Annotated in this window: 11 protein-coding genes; 5 read left to right on the top strand and 6 right to left on the bottom strand. The window is 60.6% G+C overall.

What is annotated here, in order from left to right; genetic code table 11:
* Positions 1-55: 55 nt before the first annotated feature.
* The gene (locus ACLBW8_RS14610) at positions 56-1,519 is read right to left on the bottom strand and encodes a glyceraldehyde-3-phosphate dehydrogenase (protein WP_447805644.1); all 1,464 of its coding nucleotides are present in this window, start codon (positions 1,517-1,519) and stop codon (positions 56-58) included.
* 340 nt (positions 1,520-1,859) lie between these two features.
* Between ACLBW8_RS14610 and mfd the strand changes: the two genes are divergently transcribed.
* Genes mfd through ACLBW8_RS14595 form a run of 3 tightly spaced genes read left to right on the top strand, consistent with a single transcriptional unit; the run spans position 1,860 to position 8,590 of the window.
* Positions 1,860-5,309, top strand: coding sequence for a transcription-repair coupling factor (gene mfd / locus ACLBW8_RS14605; protein ID WP_407016449.1), 3,450 nt, complete (start codon positions 1,860-1,862; stop codon positions 5,307-5,309).
* Between the two features lie 11 nt (positions 5,310-5,320).
* Positions 5,321-5,890, top strand: a complete 570-nt coding sequence (locus tag ACLBW8_RS14600) for a CsiV family protein (protein WP_064451390.1) — start codon at positions 5,321-5,323, stop codon at positions 5,888-5,890.
* 9 nt (positions 5,891-5,899) lie between these two features.
* Positions 5,900-8,590 (top strand): DEAD/DEAH box helicase, encoded by a 2,691-nt coding sequence (locus tag ACLBW8_RS14595; RefSeq protein ID WP_128586655.1) that lies wholly within the window; start codon positions 5,900-5,902, stop codon positions 8,588-8,590.
* A 112-nt stretch (positions 8,591-8,702) separates the two neighbouring features.
* On the opposite strand, the gene nagZ is transcribed toward ACLBW8_RS14595, so the two are convergent.
* Positions 8,703-9,713 (bottom strand): beta-N-acetylhexosaminidase, encoded by a 1,011-nt coding sequence (nagZ, locus tag ACLBW8_RS14590; RefSeq protein ID WP_447805643.1) that lies wholly within the window; start codon positions 9,711-9,713, stop codon positions 8,703-8,705.
* 153 nt (positions 9,714-9,866) lie between these two features.
* Entirely contained in the window at positions 9,867-10,574 is a 708-nt protein-coding gene (locus ACLBW8_RS14585; protein ID WP_053255043.1) for a TetR/AcrR family transcriptional regulator, read from the bottom strand.
* A gap of 263 nt (positions 10,575-10,837) precedes the next feature.
* Here ACLBW8_RS14585 and lexA point away from each other — a divergent pair, with 263 nt between their 5' ends.
* The gene (lexA, locus tag ACLBW8_RS14580; protein WP_017137423.1) at positions 10,838-11,446 is read left to right on the top strand and encodes a transcriptional repressor LexA; all 609 of its coding nucleotides are present in this window, start codon (positions 10,838-10,840) and stop codon (positions 11,444-11,446) included.
* Positions 11,447-11,456: 10 nt separating this feature from the next.
* Complete coding sequence (gene sulA / locus ACLBW8_RS14575) at positions 11,457-11,930, top strand: SOS-induced cell division inhibitor SulA (protein ID WP_064451387.1); 474 nt, start codon at positions 11,457-11,459, stop codon at positions 11,928-11,930.
* 266 nt (positions 11,931-12,196) lie between these two features.
* Here the strand turns inward: sulA and ACLBW8_RS14570 are convergent, their stop codons facing one another.
* The 3 genes from ACLBW8_RS14570 to topA form a co-directional block, all read right to left on the bottom strand.
* Positions 12,197-12,430, bottom strand: a complete 234-nt coding sequence (locus ACLBW8_RS14570) for a hypothetical protein (protein WP_053255041.1) — start codon at positions 12,428-12,430, stop codon at positions 12,197-12,199.
* A 266-nt stretch (positions 12,431-12,696) separates the two neighbouring features.
* Positions 12,697-13,218, bottom strand: coding sequence for a DUF6586 family protein (locus tag ACLBW8_RS14565; protein WP_128586657.1), 522 nt, complete (start codon positions 13,216-13,218; stop codon positions 12,697-12,699).
* Positions 13,219-13,344: 126 nt separating this feature from the next.
* Complete coding sequence (gene topA, locus ACLBW8_RS14560) at positions 13,345-15,966, bottom strand: type I DNA topoisomerase (protein WP_447805642.1); 2,622 nt, start codon at positions 15,964-15,966, stop codon at positions 13,345-13,347.
* Positions 15,967-16,068: the final 102 nt, after the last annotated feature.

Below are 16,068 nucleotides of genomic sequence, written 5' to 3'. Positions count from 1 at the left end.
CGCAGGCACAAAAAAGCCCCGAACCAGTCGGGGCTTTTTCATTCACCGCAGAGGCTTAGCGCGGGAACGCAGGCGGGTTAACCCCAGCCATGTCTTCCATCACACGAACCACCTGGCAGCTGTAGCCGAACTCGTTGTCGTACCAGACGTACAGTACAACGCGGTTGTCCTGGGTGATGGTCGCCTCAGCGTCCACCACACCGGCGTGGCGCGAGCCAACGAAGTCGGTGGAGACCACTTCCTGCGAATTAACGAAGTCGATCTGCTTATGCAGGTCGGAGTGCAGCGCCATGTAGCGCAGGTACTCGTTCATCTCTTCACGGGTGGCGGCTTTCTCAAGGTTCAGGTTGAGAATGGCCATCGACACGTTTGGCGTCGGAACGCGGATCGCGTTACCGGTCAGCTTGCCGGCCAGCTCAGGCAGGGCCTTGGCAGCAGCGGTGGCAGCACCGGTCTCGGTGATAACCATGTTCAGCGCGGCGCTACGGCCACGGCGATCGCCTTTGTGGAAGTTGTCGATCAGGTTCTGGTCGTTGGTGTACGAGTGAACCGTTTCAACGTGACCGTTAACGATACCGAACTTGTCATTCACAGCCTTCAGCACCGGCACGATGGCGTTGGTGGTGCAGGAAGCAGCGGACACGATCTTGTCGTCGGCGGTGATTTCAACGTGGTTGATGCCGTGAACGATGTTCTTCAGCTTGCCTTTGCCAGGCGCCGTCAGCACAACGCGATCGATACCCGGGCAAGCCAGGTGCTGGCCCAGGCCTTCGGCATCACGCCATACGCCGGTGTTGTCCACCAGCAGGGCGTCCTTGATGCCGTACTGGGTGTAATCCACCTCAGCCGGGTTCTTCGCGTAGATCACCTGGATCAGGTTACCGTTGGCGGTGATGGTGTTGTTTTCTTCGTCGATGACGATGGTGCCGTTGAACGGACCGTGTACCGAGTCGCGACGCAGCAGGCTGGCGCGCTTGGTCAGGTCGTTCTCGGCGCCTTTACGTACCACAATGGCACGCAGGCGCAGGCCGTCGCCGCCACCGGTTTTTTCGATCAGGATGCGCGCCAGCAGACGGCCGATACGACCGAAACCGTACAGCACGACATCAGTGCCTTTGCGGGCAGCAGCGTTTTGCTGGCCAACCACATCGGCCATTTCTTCACGCACGAACTGCTCGGCGCTGCGGCCAGCACCTTCTTTGCGAAACTTGTAAGCCAGCTTGCCCAGGTCTACCGAGGCCGCGCCGAGCTTGAGCTCGCTCATGGCTTTAAGCAGAGGGAATGTTTCGTGGACGGAGAGTTCGCTGTCGTCGGCAGAACGATGGCGAGCAAAGCGATGCGCTTTGAGAATCGCGATGACTGACTGGTTGATCAGGCTGCGGCCATAGATCGAGCTCACCACATTGTTATTGCGGTACAGCTGACCGATAAGCGGAATCATCGCTTCAGCGAGCGCTTCACGGTCGATCCATTCACCAAGACACTGGTCGGGCTTCTGAGTCACGGGAACCTTCCACATGTAGGGGCAGAAAAAAGGGGCTACATTATGCCGCCCGACCGGCCTCGGAGCAATGCGCGTCAGGCAACAAAAAGTGCTTGCGAAAAAATCACACCCCGCTGCAGCCCAGTAAATACGCGGGTTCCAGAAGGCCGTTCGTTGAGCGCCAACCCCGACTTGTCCGTAACCCTCCGAAACATCTGCACAAAATGGCACTACATATTGAGTCAAAACACGCCATTGTTTGTCTTAGCCACTACATTTCCTACAAACCGTAATAGGCTCAGTCAGCAACTGACAGGCGGCACCTCAGGCCGTTACAATTACCGACTTTGTCGCAACGCTTGGAGCTCAACCTTCCGTGCCCGTTCTGCGTCTACCGCTTCTCCCTGCCGCGGCAGGTAAACAGCACTGGGGCAACCTGCCCGGTGCCGCCCTGAGCCTGGCCATTGCCGAGGCTGCCAGCGCAGCCAAGCGCTTTACCCTGCTGCTCACCGCCGACAGCCAAAGCGCCGAGCGGCTGGAGCAGGAGCTGAGCTTCTTCGCCCCCGATTTACCGGTGCTGCATTTTCCCGACTGGGAAACCCTGCCCTATGATCTGTTCTCGCCGCACCAGGACATCATCTCCCAGCGCATCGCCAGCCTTTACCGCTTGCCGGAACTGGCTCACGGCGTGCTGGTGGTGCCGATCACCACGGCCCTGCATCGCCTGGCACCGACCAAGTTCCTGCTGGGCAGCAGCCTGGTGCTGGATGTCGGCCAGAAGCTCGACGTGGAACAGATGCGCACGCGCCTCGAGGCCAGCGGCTACCGCTGCGTCGACACGGTGTACGAACACGGCGAGTTCGCCGTGCGCGGGGCGTTGATCGACCTGTTCCCGATGGGCAGCAAATTGCCGTACCGCATCGACCTGTTCGATGACGAAATCGAAACGCTGCGCACCTTCGATCCGGACAACCAACGCTCCATAGATAAAGTGGACTCGATCAAGCTGCTGCCGGCACGGGAATTCCCGCTGCAAAAAGACGCGGTCACGCGCTTCAAGGCACGTTTTCGTGAACGCTTCGACGTGGACTTCCGCCGTTGCCCGATCTTCCAGGACTTGAGCAGCGGGATCACACCGGCCGGTATCGAGTACTACCTGCCGCTGTTCTTTGACGAAACCTCCACCCTGTTCGATTACCTGCCCCAGGACACCCAAGTGTTCTCGCTGCCGGGCATCGAGCAGGCAGCGGAAAACTTCTGGAACGACGTGCGCAGTCGCTATGAAGAGCGCCGCGTCGATCCGTCGCGTCCTTTATTGCCGCCCGCCGAGCTGTTCCTGCCGGTGGAAGACTGCTTCGCCCGCCTGAAAAACTGGCCGCGCGTGGTTGCCAGCCAACAGGACGTGGACACCGGCAGCGGCCGCGAGCGCTTCCCGGCGGGCACACTGCCGGATCTGGCGATCCAGGCCAAAGCCACGCAACCGCTGGAGGCGCTGTCCAACTTCCTCGGTGATTTCCCCGGCCGCGTGCTGTTTACCGCCGAATCCGCCGGCCGTCGCGAAGTGCTGCTGGAATTGCTCGAACGCCTGAAGCTGCGCCCGAAAACCGTCGACAGCTGGCCGGATTTCGTCGCGAGCAAAGAGCGCCTGGCGATCACCATCGCGCCGCTGGATGAAGGTTTGTTGCTGGACGACCCGGCCCTGGCGCTGATCGCCGAAAGCCCGCTGTTCGGCCAGCGCGTGATGCAGCGCCGTCGCCGTGAAAAACGCGCGGACGCCAACAACGACGCGGTCATCAAAAACCTGACCGAGCTGCGCGAAGGCGCGCCGGTGGTGCATATCGACCACGGCGTGGGCCGCTACCTGGGCCTGCAGACCCTGGAGATCGATAACCAAGCCGCCGAATTCCTCACCATGGAATACGCCGAAGGCGCCAAGCTTTATGTGCCGGTAGCCAGCCTGCACTTGATCGCCCGCTACACCGGCAGCGACGATGCCCTGGCGCCGTTGCACCGCCTGGGCTCCGAGACCTGGCAGAAAGCCAAGCGCAAAGCCGCCGAACAAGTGCGCGATGTGGCTGCCGAATTGCTCGACATCTATGCGCGCCGTGCGGCCCGTGAAGGTTACGCCTTCGCGGACCCGAAGGCCGACTACGCCACCTTCAGCGCCGGCTTCGCCTTCGAAGAAACTCCGGACCAGCAAACCACCATCGAAGCGGTGCGCGCCGACATGCTCGCGCCCAAGCCGATGGACCGCCTGGTGTGTGGCGACGTGGGCTTCGGCAAGACCGAAGTGGCCATGCGCGCCGCCTTTATTGCGGTGCACGGCGGCAAGCAGGTGGCGATTCTGGTGCCGACCACCCTGCTCGCCCAGCAGCACTACAACAGCTTCCGCGACCGCTTTGCCGACTGGCCGGTGAGCGTCGAAGTGATGAGCCGCTTCAAGTCCGCCAAGGAAGTGAATGCTGCCGTCGCCGATTTAGCTGAAGGCAAGATCGACATCGTGATCGGCACGCACAAGCTGCTGTCGGACGACGTGAAGATCAAAAACCTGGGCCTGGTGATCATCGACGAAGAGCACCGCTTTGGTGTGCGTCAGAAAGAACAACTGAAGAACCTGCGCAGCGAAGTCGACATCCTCACCCTCACCGCCACGCCGATTCCGCGCACGCTGAATATGGCCGTGTCGGGCATGCGCGACCTGTCGATCATCGCCACGCCGCCCGCCCGTCGCTTGTCGGTGCGCACGTTCGTGATGGAGCAGAACAAAAGCACGGTCAAGGAAGCACTGCTGCGGGAATTGCTGCGCGGCGGGCAGGTGTACTACCTGCACAACGACGTGAAGACCATCGAGAAGTGCGCCGCCGACCTCGCCGAGCTGGTGCCGGAAGCACGCATCGCCATCGGCCACGGGCAGATGCGCGAACGCGACCTCGAACAGGTGATGAGCGATTTCTACCACAAGCGCTTCAACGTGCTGATCGCCTCGACCATCATCGAGACCGGCATCGACGTGCCGAGCGCCAACACCATCATCATCGAGCGTGCCGACAAGTTCGGCCTGGCGCAGCTGCATCAACTGCGTGGCCGCGTCGGGCGTAGCCACCACCAAGCGTATGCCTATTTGCTGACGCCACCGCGCCAGCAAATTACCGGCGACGCCGAAAAGCGTTTGGAAGCCATCGCCAACACCCAGGACCTCGGTGCCGGGTTTGTACTCGCCACCAACGACCTGGAAATCCGTGGCGCAGGCGAACTGTTGGGCGACGGCCAGAGCGGGCAGATCCAGGCCGTGGGTTTCACCCTTTATATGGAGATGCTCGAGCGCGCGGTGAAAGCCATCCGTAAAGGCGAGCAACCGAACCTCGATCAACCCTTGGGCGGCGGCCCGGAAATCAACCTGCGCTTGCCGGCATTGATTCCGGAAGACTACCTGCCGGACGTACACGCGCGACTGATCCTGTACAAGCGCATCGCTTCGGCCACCGACGAAGACGGTCTCAAGGACCTGCAAGTGGAGATGATCGACCGCTTCGGCCTGTTGCCCGAGCCGACCAAGAACCTGGTGCGCCTGACCCTGCTCAAATTGCAGGCCGAGCAGCTTGGCATCAAGAAGGTCGATGCCGGACCGCAAGGCGGGCGTATCGAGTTCGAAGCGCAAACGCCGGTGGACCCGCTGGTGTTGATCAAGCTGATTCAGGGCCAGCCCAACCGCTACAAGTTTGAAGGGGCTACGCTGTTCAAGTTCATGGTGCCGATGGAACGCGCCGAAGAACGCTTTAATACATTGGAGGCGCTGTTTGAGCGCCTCATCCCGAAATCTGCTTGAAGGACGCCCCAATGCGCCTGTTCCGCATTTTGAGCTTGTTATTGGTGGTCGTTGCCCCTTCGGCGTTTGCCGACAGCCCGTACCTGGTGGAAATGATCCTGGTCCGCCAGAACGCCGAGCCGGTTATCAGTAGCCGCGCGGCACCGGAAAACTGGGACGCCGGGGCTTCACGGTTGCCTGCGGACAAAATCAGCCCGCCGCGGTTGGGCAACATCGTCGACAAACTCAGTGCCGACAACAGTTACACCGTGCTGCTGCACCGGGCCTGGGACCAAAACCTGGGCGAACAACCGGTGAAACTGGCCATCAGCGATGGCCAAGAACAGTTCGGCCAGTTTCCCATCGAAGGTACCCTGAACCTGCAACTGGGGCGCTTTACCGACATCGACGCCGACTTCTGGATCAACCAGTTCGACGCCAACGGTAGCGTCATTGCCAGCGAACACCTGAGCCAGCAAGACGTGCGCACCAAAAACAATCAGCTCAACTACCTGGACGGCGGCCACCTCGCCCTGCTGATCAAGATCACTTCGCTGACCGCCAAACCACCCAGTGCGCCACCGCCCGACATTCAGGACTGATCCAGCGCCATGCCCCTGACGTCGTCGTTGACCAAACCCCTGGCCCCTTCGTGGGCCAATCGCTTTAAAGAGCAAAGCCTTGAGCGCGGGCGGCGCTACGCCCTGGAAAACCGCGTGCGCATCGTCGAGTCCGGCGACAGCACCATCGTGGCCAGTTGCGAAGGCTCGGGCGGTAACGTTTACCGGCAGACCATCTCGCTGCGCGAATCGGCCAAAGGCACGCTGATCCTGGTGGACAGCCGCTGCACGTGCCCGGTGCACACCAACTGCAAACATATTGCGGCAGTGTTGCTCAAGGTCCAGGAAACCCTGGCCTACCCGGCGGCGGCGCAGGATGCCGAACTGCTGGAAAAGCTCCAGGCCGTGCTGGATAACCGCGTGGTGTTGCCGCAAGTGGTGATGGAAGAGGTGCGGCCCGTGCCGCGCCTGTGGCTGGCCAGTGTTGAGTTCAGCGCGTTTGAACCGCGCAATGGCAAGATGCAGCGCTATATCCAGCACCGTGCCGCGCTGTCATTCAACTACCTGGGTAACTATGTCAGCGGGCAGAAGAACGCCGATATCGTCGTGCGCCAGGACACCCAGAGCCTGCGCATCAAGCGCCACCCGGAGCTGGAGCAGCCTTATCGCGAGCAATTGCGCCTGCTGGGCTTCAAGATCGCCACGCGCCAGAGCAAGGCGTTGCCGGAGAGTGCCGGTGAATTGTTTGAGATGGTCAATGACAGCGCCTGGCTGAACTTTACCCTTAACGCATCGCCAGCCCTGCGCGCCGAGGGTTGGGAGCTGCAGATCGATGAGGATTTCGGCTTCGACCTGAGCGCCGTCGACGACTGGTACGCGACGGTCGACGAGGGCCCGGAGCGTGACTGGTTCGACCTGGAACTGGGCATCATCGTCAATGGTGAGCGCCTGAGCCTGTTGCCGATCCTGCTGAACCTGATGCGTTCGCACACCGAGATCCTCAACCCGGAAAAACTTGCCCGGCGCCGCGATGACGAGCTGATCCTGGTGAATATTCCCGGCCTGCCCAACGGCCACGGCCCGCTGCAGGTGGCACTGCCCTACGGCCGATTGAAACCGGTGCTGGCCACCCTCGGCGAGTTTTACCTGCAGGAAACCGGCACCACCACCTTGCGCCTGGCCAAGGCCGATGCGATTCGCCTCAACCCGCTGGAAGACCTGCCGCTGCAATGGGAAGGCGGCGAGAAGATCCGCAACTTCGCCCAGCGCCTGCGCGACATCAAGGATTTCAGCTGTGTGGCGCCCGAGGGTTTAAACGCGACCTTACGCCCCTACCAGCTGGAAGGTTTGAGCTGGATGCAGTCGCTGCGCCAACTCGAGGTGGGCGGGATTCTCGCGGATGACATGGGCCTGGGTAAAACCCTGCAAACCCTGGCGCATATTCTTACTGAGAAAGCCGCCGGGCGCCTCGACCGGCCATGCATGGTGGTGATGCCCACCAGCCTGATCCCGAACTGGCTCGACGAAGCGGCGCACTTCACGCCGCAACTCAAGGTGCAGGCGCTGTATGGCGCCACGCGCAAAAAGCACTTCGCCAACCTGCAGGACTATGACCTGCTGCTGACCACATATGCATTGCTGCCCAAGGACATCGAACCACTCGCTGCCCTGCCCTTGCACATACTGATTCTCGATGAAGCCCAATACATCAAGAACCCCAACAGCAAGGCCGCCCAGGCGGCCCGCGAACTGAATGCGCGCCAGCGCCTGTGCCTGAGTGGCACACCGCTGGAAAACCACTTGGGCGAACTGTGGTCGCTGTTTCACTTCCTGCTGCCGGGCTGGCTGGGTGACGTAAAAAGCTTCAATCGCGATTACCGCGTGCCCATCGAAAAACGCGCCAGTGACGTGCGCTTGCAGCACCTCAACGGTCGGATAAAACCCTTCCTGCTGCGGCGCACCAAGGAACAGGTGGCAACGGAACTGCCGCCCAAGACCGAGATCATCCATTGGGTTGACCTCAATGAGGCCCAGCGCGACGTGTACGAGACCATGCGCCTGGCCATGGATAAAAAAGTGCGCGACGAAATCACCCGTAAAGGCGTCGCGCGCAGCCAGATCATCATTCTTGAAGCGCTGCTCAAGCTGCGCCAGGTGTGCTGCGACCTGCGCCTGGTCAACGACGCCACCCTGCCTGCCCGGGGCAGCAGTTCGGGCAAGCTGGACAGCCTGATGGAAATGCTCGAAGAGCTGTTTGCCGAAGGGCGCCGGATTCTGCTGTTCTCCCAGTTCACCTCAATGCTCAGCCTGATCGAAGCCGAACTGAAAAAACGCGGCGTGGCCTACGCACTGCTGACCGGCCAGACCCGCGACCGGCGCACGCCAGTGAAGGATTTCCAGAGCGGCAAGCTGCAGATTTTTCTGATCAGCTTGAAGGCTGGCGGCGTGGGCTTGAACCTGACCGAAGCCGACACGGTGATCCACTACGACCCATGGTGGAACCCGGCCACGGAAAACCAGGCCACCGACCGAGCGTATCGCATCGGGCAGGAGAAGCCGGTGTTCGTCTACAAGATGATTGCCCGGGGCACGGTGGAGGAGAAAATCCAACACCTGCAGAAGGAAAAATCCGACCTGGCGGCAGGTGTGCTGGACGGACGCAAGACGGGGGATTGGCAGTTGGGTAACGAGGATATCGAGGCGTTGTTTGCGCCGTTGCCCCACAAGCAAGAGAAGCGCTGACTGACACACCGCCTTCGCGAGCAAGCCCGCTCCCACATTTAATCGCGTACATCCTTTTGGAATGCGGTCGAATGTGGGAGCGGGCTTGCTCGCGAAGGGCGCGCCACGGTTATCAGTCGATCAACTGAGCATCCCGCAACGCAGTAAGCGCCGCCAACCAACGCGGGTCCTGCTTATAGTCCGTAGAGGCAATCGCCTGCCCACGCATACGCGCGATTCGGGCAGACGCCGTGACCTTCATGCGTTGCGCAGCCGTCAGCGCCAGTTCGGCAGCCGCGCGGTCATTGCACACCAGGCCCATATCACAGCCGGCCGTCAACGCCGCCTCGATTCGACTGGCCGCATCACCGACCACATGCGCACCCGCCATAGACAGGTCGTCGCTGAAAATAACCCCATCGAACTGCAACTCGCCACGCAAAATATCCTGCAACCAGCGACGCGAGAAACCGGCTGGCTGGGCGTCAACCTGTGGGTAGATGACGTGGGCAGGCATCACGGCCGCCAACTGTTTGCTCAGGCGCGCGAAAGGCACCAGGTCATTCGCGCGAATCTGTTCCAGGCTGCGCTCATCATTGGGAATCGCGACGTGGGAATCGGCCTCAGCCCAACCGTGGCCAGGGAAGTGTTTACCGGTAGCGGCCATGCCGGCGCTGTTCATGCCGCGAATGAAGGCGCCTGCGAGCACGGCGGCGCGCTCGGGGTCGCCTTCGAACGAACGCGTGCCGACCACGGCGCTGCGCTGGTAATCCAGGTCCAGCACCGGGGCGAAACTCAGGTCAAGGCCGACCGCCAGCACTTCAGTGGCCATGATCCAGCCGCATTGCTCGGCAAGGTATTCGGCATTCGGTTTATCCGCCAATAAACGCATGGCTGGCAGGCGCACAAAGCCCTGGCGCAGGCGCTGCACGCGGCCGCCTTCCTGGTCGACGGCCAGCAGCAGGTCCGGGCGCACGGCACGGATCGCCGCGCTCAATTCGCGCACCTGGCGTGGGTGCTCGATATTGCGTGCAAAAATGATCAGCCCGCCCACTTCAGGCTGGCGCAACAGGTGGCGATCCTCGGCCGTCAGCCAAGTACCGGCCACATCGACCATTAAAGAACCTTGCAGGGCAGCAGTCATAAACCTTCCTTAAATAACGCACACAACCCGTTGCCCTCACGTGGCGCCCTTAATAACGGGTGCTCGGTGAAAACAACGGGTTGCGAGTAAATAGCTGAAATCGGCATGGCGGCTAGCTTAGCGGATGCAAGCGGCCGCGCACACCCGGGCAGGTCACGCCTTGGCGACAGCCGGTGTCGATTTGCTGCGTGGGCGCAATTGCGCGGCGGCCATGGCCTGGTCGGTCACGCCGGTTTCGGCGCGCATGCCGGCGGCAAGGAACGGCACCATCAGGCGCATCACTTGCTCGATGGACGTGTTCACGCCGAAATCGGTTTCGGCGATCGCTCGCAACGCCTTGATCCCGGACATGCTGAACGCGGCCGCGCCGAGCATGAAGTGCACGCGCCAGAACAGCTCAATCGGCGGAATACGCGGGGCAGCTTCGTTGACCAGCAACATATAGCGGCGGAAAACCTTGCCGTACATGTCTTCCAGGTAACGCCGCAGGTGACCCTGGCTCTGGCTGAAGGCCAGGCCCAACAGACGCATGAAGATCGACAGGTCGTTGCCGCTGCGTGGTTGCACCACCAGCGCCTGCTCGACCAGGATTTCCAGCAGGTCTTCCAGGCTTGGCTTGTTTTCAGGCTTGGTCTGGCGGCGCTCCAGCTCACGGTCGAGGCTGGCGCAGAATGGCCCCAGAAAGCGCGAGAACACAGCCTGGATCAGGGCTTTTTTCGAGCCGAAATGGTAGTTCACTGCGGCAAGGTTGACCCCAGCCTTGCTGGTGATCAGCCGCAATGAAGTTTCAGCAAATCCTTTTTCCGCGAACAATTGCTCGGCAGCATCGAGAATGCGTTCAACGGTTTCCGACTGGGCCATGGCTACTCCGCCTGACAAACACTTGTTTGAAACATACGTTTCAGTGTGTGTCTTGTCAAGCCTGCGAGTCCGTTTTCCGGCCGGGCAGTCATCTAATTCGCCGCTATTTAATCACATCCTTTCCGGTCTGTAGGCAGCGCTGTCTCTGCCTTGCAGGACGGGTGACGAATGACCGTCCAGCGGAGTGCCAAAAAAGGATGATTGCCAAGTGCAGTTCACTGTATATAATCCCAGTCACTGTATAAAAAGACAGAGCGATCAACATGCTAAAACTGACGCCACGCCAAGCTGAGATTCTGGCTTTTATCAAGCGCTGCCTCGATGACAACGGCTACCCGCCGACACGAGCGGAAATTGCGCTGGAACTGGGGTTCAAATCCCCCAACGCTGCCGAAGAACACCTCAAGGCCCTCGCTCGCAAAGGCGCGATCGAGATGACCCCAGGGGCTTCACGCGGCATTCGCATCCCTGGCTTCGAAGCCAAGGCCGACGAGTCGACGCTGCCGATCATCGGTCGCGTCGCCGCCGGTGCGCCGATCCTGGCGCAACAGCACGTCGAGGAATCCTGCAACATCAACCCGACCTTCTTCCATCCGCGTGCCGACTACCTGTTGCGCGTACACGGCATGAGCATGAAGGACGTGGGGATATTCGACGGCGACCTGCTGGCCGTCCACACCACCCGCGAAGCCCGTAATGGCCAGATCGTCGTCGCGCGTATCGGCGATGAAGTCACCGTCAAACGCTTCAAGCGCGAAGGCAGCAAGGTCTGGCTGATGGCCGAGAACCCTGAGTTCGCCCCGATTGAAGTGAACCTGAAAGATCAGGACCTGGTGATCGAAGGCTTGAGCGTTGGCGTCATTCGCCGCTAAAGGAGGCACCATGCAGCTCGTGCACACCCCACAACACACACAACTGTCGCTGTTCGAGGCCTTTATGGCCCAACCCCTTGCGCCCATCCTCAAGGAAACGGTCGAAGCCCCTTGGGGCTCCGAACCTGAGGCGTTCAGTGAGCTGTCGTTGCGCGGTGCTGCCGGGAGCTGCCTGAGCCTGCTGGCGCCGATCCTTCGCGAATTGAGCGAGGAGCAGGACGCGCGCTGGCTGACGCTGATCGCCCCGCCAGCCAGCCTGACCCAGGCGTGGCTGCGGGATGCCGGCCTCAACCGTGAGCGCATCCTGCTGCTGCAACCGCGCGGCACGCAAAGCGCCCAGCAATTGACTTGCGAGGCCTTGCGCCTAGGCCGCAGCCACACCGTGGTGAGCTGGCTGAACCCGCTGAACGCTACCGCCAAGCAGCAGTTGATCAGCGCCGCACGTACGGGCGATGCACAGAGCTTGAATATTCGATTGGGGTAATCAGGCTAGCTGCTTGCCTATGTGGCAGAGGTACGCCTGTGGCAATGGGGTTTACCATGGAATGTAGGCTTGCTGTGGCGAGCGGGCTTGCCCCGCATTGGGCTGCGAAACGGCCCCAAAACCAAGCACCGTGGAATACCTGATACACCGCATTAAATCTATTTAGGGTCGCTTTGCAGCCCATCGCGGGGCAAGCCCGCTCGCCACAAAAGGCCAACTGCAGCAGCAAGCCCCTTCACTGGAACGAGCCAACGCGCCACAAAAACTCAGTGAAGAACCCGCGGGCCGTCATCCTTCTCCGGTTCGCCTTCTGCCAGGCGACCTGCCATCTGCACGCCCACGCTCAACATGGCTTTCGCTACTTCCACGTGCTGGCCTTGCAGGAACGCTTTTGCGTCCTCGGAAAAATCCAAGATAACCAGAGAACCCTCGTCCTCAGCCCGGCGCAGCTCGATTCGGCCGTCAGGCAATTCAACAATTTCCAGAAAGGACGTTGGCATAAAAGTCTGTTCTCCACGAAAGGCCGGGATTATATCAGTCATCCACCCCGCCTCGCTGCGGATCTGAACAGGTTTCTTTACGGCTTGATGAATGGTGCTTATTGAAGGTTGCGAGCCCTGTGCCGGATGTACTGCCTGCTCGGTTCAACTGTGGGAGCGGGCTTGCTCGCGAATGCGGTGGGTCAGTAATGAAACTGTTGACTGATACTCCGCTTTCGCGAGCAAGCCCGCTCCCACAGTTTTGAATGCAGCTTAGCGAAAACGCCTCAGCACTCGTTCAACCCTTCACGAAACCGCAGCGCCATCTTTTTGAGCGCCTGACGCCAGCTCTCCAGCTCTTCCCGGCTCAATGGCTTGGGCTCATCTTCTTCCAGAGCCACTGCCACGATCAGCGGCTGTGTCACATCGCCCTTGGGCACATGGGGAACACGTGGCGGCTGGAACATATCGGCATGCGCCTTGAGCAGACGGGCTACCCAACTGTCGGGGCTTTGGGCCATTTCTACCAACTCGGCCAGTTCAGGGATGGCCATGCTCGCCAGCACGTCGTGATTCATGATCATTTCTGCACGCGGCGAACCAGCCTGGGGCAGACGGTAGAACCCGGCAATCTCATGACACAACCCCAACAGCGCGCCGTACAGGTGGAACAACGCCGCTTCACGCCCGGCCTGGACCAGCGCGATGGCATTCATCTCCTTCCCTTCCTCGGCCCGGCCAAGGGCTTCCAGGGACAAACCCGCGAAGTAAATTTTCTGATTGGTACGGGTATAGAGTTCGTTGGCCATAACGGCAATCTCCACAACGAATAAGCGTGATGCTGGCTGAACAGTGTCACGGATCAGCCGAACGCACTGCAAGCGCAAAAAAAGGCCGCCTATGCAGGCGGCCTTTTTATTTCGCAGATGAGCCGATCAAGCGCCCTGGCGCTTGTCCTCGACCTTCCACTTGCCACCGTCGTAGAACGCTTTCCAGCCGGTAGGCTTGCCGTCCACTTCGGTCTGCACGTACTGCTCCTTGGTTTTACGGCTGTAACGGATCACCGCCGGACGACCGTCGGGGTCCTTCTTCGGCGCTTCACACAGGAAGTGGTACTTAGGATCGATTTCGTCCTTGTGCGGCACGATCTCCAGCACCAGCGGCGCGCGGGTCTCGCGGTTTTTCGGGAACTGGCTTGCGGCCAGGAACAGCCCCGATGCGCCGTCACGCAGGATGTAGGTGTCGTTGACCTTCTCGCACTTGAGTTCGGGCATCTTCACCGGGTCCATCTTCGGCGGCGCCGCGTCACCGCTTTTCAGCAGTTTGCGGGTGTTCTTGCAGGTCGGGTTGGTGCAACCAAAGAACTTGCCGAAACGGCCGGTCTTGAGCTGCATCTCGCTGCCGCACTTGTCGCATTCCAGGCTCGGGCCTTCGTAGCCCTTGATGCGGTAGCTGCCCTCTTCGATCTCGTAGCCGTCGCAATCCGGATTGTTACCGCAGATGTGCAACTTGTGCTTCTCGTCGAGCAGGTAGGCATCCATTGCCGTGCTGCAGATCGGGCAACGGTGCTTGCCGCGCAGTACCAGCGACTCGGATTCACCCTCGTCGTCTGCCGCGATTTCGTCACCCGGCACCAGATTGACGGTGGCCTTGCAGCGCTCTTTCGGCGGCAGGCTATAGCCCGAGCAACCGAGGAACACACCGGTGGACGCCGTACGAATCTGCATCGGGCGCCCGCAGGTCAGGCACGGGATGTCAGTCATTACCGGCTGGTTGGCACGCATGCCGCTCTCAGGGCTTTCGGCCACTTCGAGTTTCTTTTTGAAGTCGCCGTAGAACTCGTCGAGCACGTTTTTCCAGTCGCGCTCGCCCTGGGCCACGTCATCGAGGTTCTCTTCCATGCCGGCGGTGAAGCCGTAGTCCATCAGGTTGGAGAAACTCTCGGACAGGCGCTCAGTGACGATGTCGCCCATCTTTTCCGAATAGAAACGACGGTTGTGCAGGGCCACGTAGCCACGGTCCTGAATGGTCGAGATGATCGCCGCATAGGTCGAAGGACGACCGATACCGCGCTTTTCCATCTCTTTCACCAGGCTGGCTTCGGAGTAACGCGCCGGCGGCTTGGTGAAGTGCTGGGACGGGTCGAGCTTGATCAGCTTGAGCGTATCGCCCTGGGCCATGTCCGGCAGCACGTCGTCATCGCCTGGCTTGGCAATTTGCGGCATGACGCGGGTGTAGCCGTCGAACTTGAGGATACGGCCCTTGGCACGTAGCTCGAAGTCGGAAGCCGCCACACTGACGGTGGTGGACAGGTATTGCGCCGGCAGCATCTGGCACGCCAGGAATTGGCGCCAGATCAGCTCGTAGAGGCGCTCAGCGTCGCGTTCCATGCCACTCAGCTTGCTTGGCTCGGTGTTGGCGTCAGAAGGACGAATCGCTTCGTGAGCCTCCTGGGCGCCTTCTTTGCTGCTGTAGACGTTCGGCTTCTCCGGCAGGTATTTCTTGCCGAACTCGCTTTCAATATAAGTGCGCGCCATCGCCACCGCGTCTTGCGACAGGTTGGTGGAGTCGGTACGCATATAAGTGATGTAGCCGGCTTCGTACAGACGCTGGGCCATCATCATGGTTTTCTTCACACCGAAACCCAGGCGGTTGCTCGCGGCCTGTTGCAGGGTGGAGGTGATGAACGGCGCCGACGGCTTGCTGCTGGTCGGTTTGTCTTCACGCTTGACGATGCTGTAGCTGGAAGATTTGAGCTTCTCCAGCGCAGCCATGGCCTGGGCTTCATTCAGCGGCTTGAACGCCTCGCCTTTCTCACGGGCCACTTCAAAGCGCACGTTGGCGCCCTTGGCAGTGCCGAGGTCAGCGTGCACTTCCCAGTATTCTTCGGGGTTGAACGCACGAATCTCGCGCTCACGCTCTACCACCAGCTTGACCGCTACCGATTGCACACGGCCGGCGGACAGGCCACGGGCGATCTTGGCCCACAGCAATGGCGAGACCATGTAGCCCACGACGCGGTCGAGGAAGCGACGGGCCTGCTGGGCGTTTACACGGTCGATGTCCAGCTCGCCCGGCTTGGAGAAGGCTTCCTGGATGGCTTTCTTGGTGATTTCGTTGAACACCACACGCTTGTAGCGGCTGTCGTCACCGCCGATGGCTTCCCGCAGGTGCCAGGCAATGGCTTCCCCTTCGCGGTCCAAGTCCGTCGCGAGATAGATGGTGTCAGCATCTTTGGCGAGCCGGCGCAGCTCTTCGATGACCTTTTCCTTGCCGGGAAGGATTTCGTACTTGGCCTTCCAGCCATGTTCCGGGTCCACACCCATGCGGGAGACCAGCTGCTTGCGCGCTTTCTCTTTAGGGGTGAGCACCGGACCTTCGCCCGCAGCCGCCTTGCCGCGCTTGGCGGCCGGCTCCTTGCTGGCGCTAGCCGAACCGCTGGTGGGCAGGTCTCGGATATGGCCGATACTCGACTTCACCACGTACTCGTTACCCAAGTACTTGTTGATGGTCTTGGCCTTAGCCGGGGATTCCACAATGACCAGCGATTTGCCCATGGATCGGAAAATTCCTGAATTCGAGAAGTGAAAGGCAGTTGGCGCCTGTCGCGGCAACGCTATATATAGTGGCAACAAGGTGAGGTCAAGCGCAGCATTCTG

It is taken from the genome of Pseudomonas sp. M5A4_2d (genome assembly GCF_053345295.1).
This window is presented reverse-complemented; position numbering and strand designations above follow the sequence as displayed.

Coding starts and splice junctions, on each gene's coding strand:
- topA (WP_447805642.1), bottom strand. CDS start 15,966: ATGGGCAAATCGCTGGTCATTGTGGAATCCCCGGCTAAGGCCAAGACC.
- lexA (WP_017137423.1), top strand. CDS start 10,838: ATGCTAAAACTGACGCCACGCCAAGCTGAGATTCTGGCTTTTATCAAG.
- ACLBW8_RS14570 (WP_053255041.1), bottom strand. CDS start 12,430: ATGCCAACGTCCTTTCTGGAAATTGTTGAATTGCCTGACGGCCGAATC.
- ACLBW8_RS14600 (WP_064451390.1), top strand. CDS start 5,321: ATGCGCCTGTTCCGCATTTTGAGCTTGTTATTGGTGGTCGTTGCCCCT.
- ACLBW8_RS14565 (WP_128586657.1), bottom strand. CDS start 13,218: ATGGCCAACGAACTCTATACCCGTACCAATCAGAAAATTTACTTCGCG.
- nagZ (WP_447805643.1), bottom strand. CDS start 9,713: ATGACTGCTGCCCTGCAAGGTTCTTTAATGGTCGATGTGGCCGGTACT.
- ACLBW8_RS14610 (WP_447805644.1), bottom strand. CDS start 1,519: ATGTGGAAGGTTCCCGTGACTCAGAAGCCCGACCAGTGTCTTGGTGAA.
- ACLBW8_RS14595 (WP_128586655.1), top strand. CDS start 5,900: ATGCCCCTGACGTCGTCGTTGACCAAACCCCTGGCCCCTTCGTGGGCC.
- sulA (WP_064451387.1), top strand. CDS start 11,457: ATGCAGCTCGTGCACACCCCACAACACACACAACTGTCGCTGTTCGAG.
- ACLBW8_RS14585 (WP_053255043.1), bottom strand. CDS start 10,574: ATGGCCCAGTCGGAAACCGTTGAACGCATTCTCGATGCTGCCGAGCAA.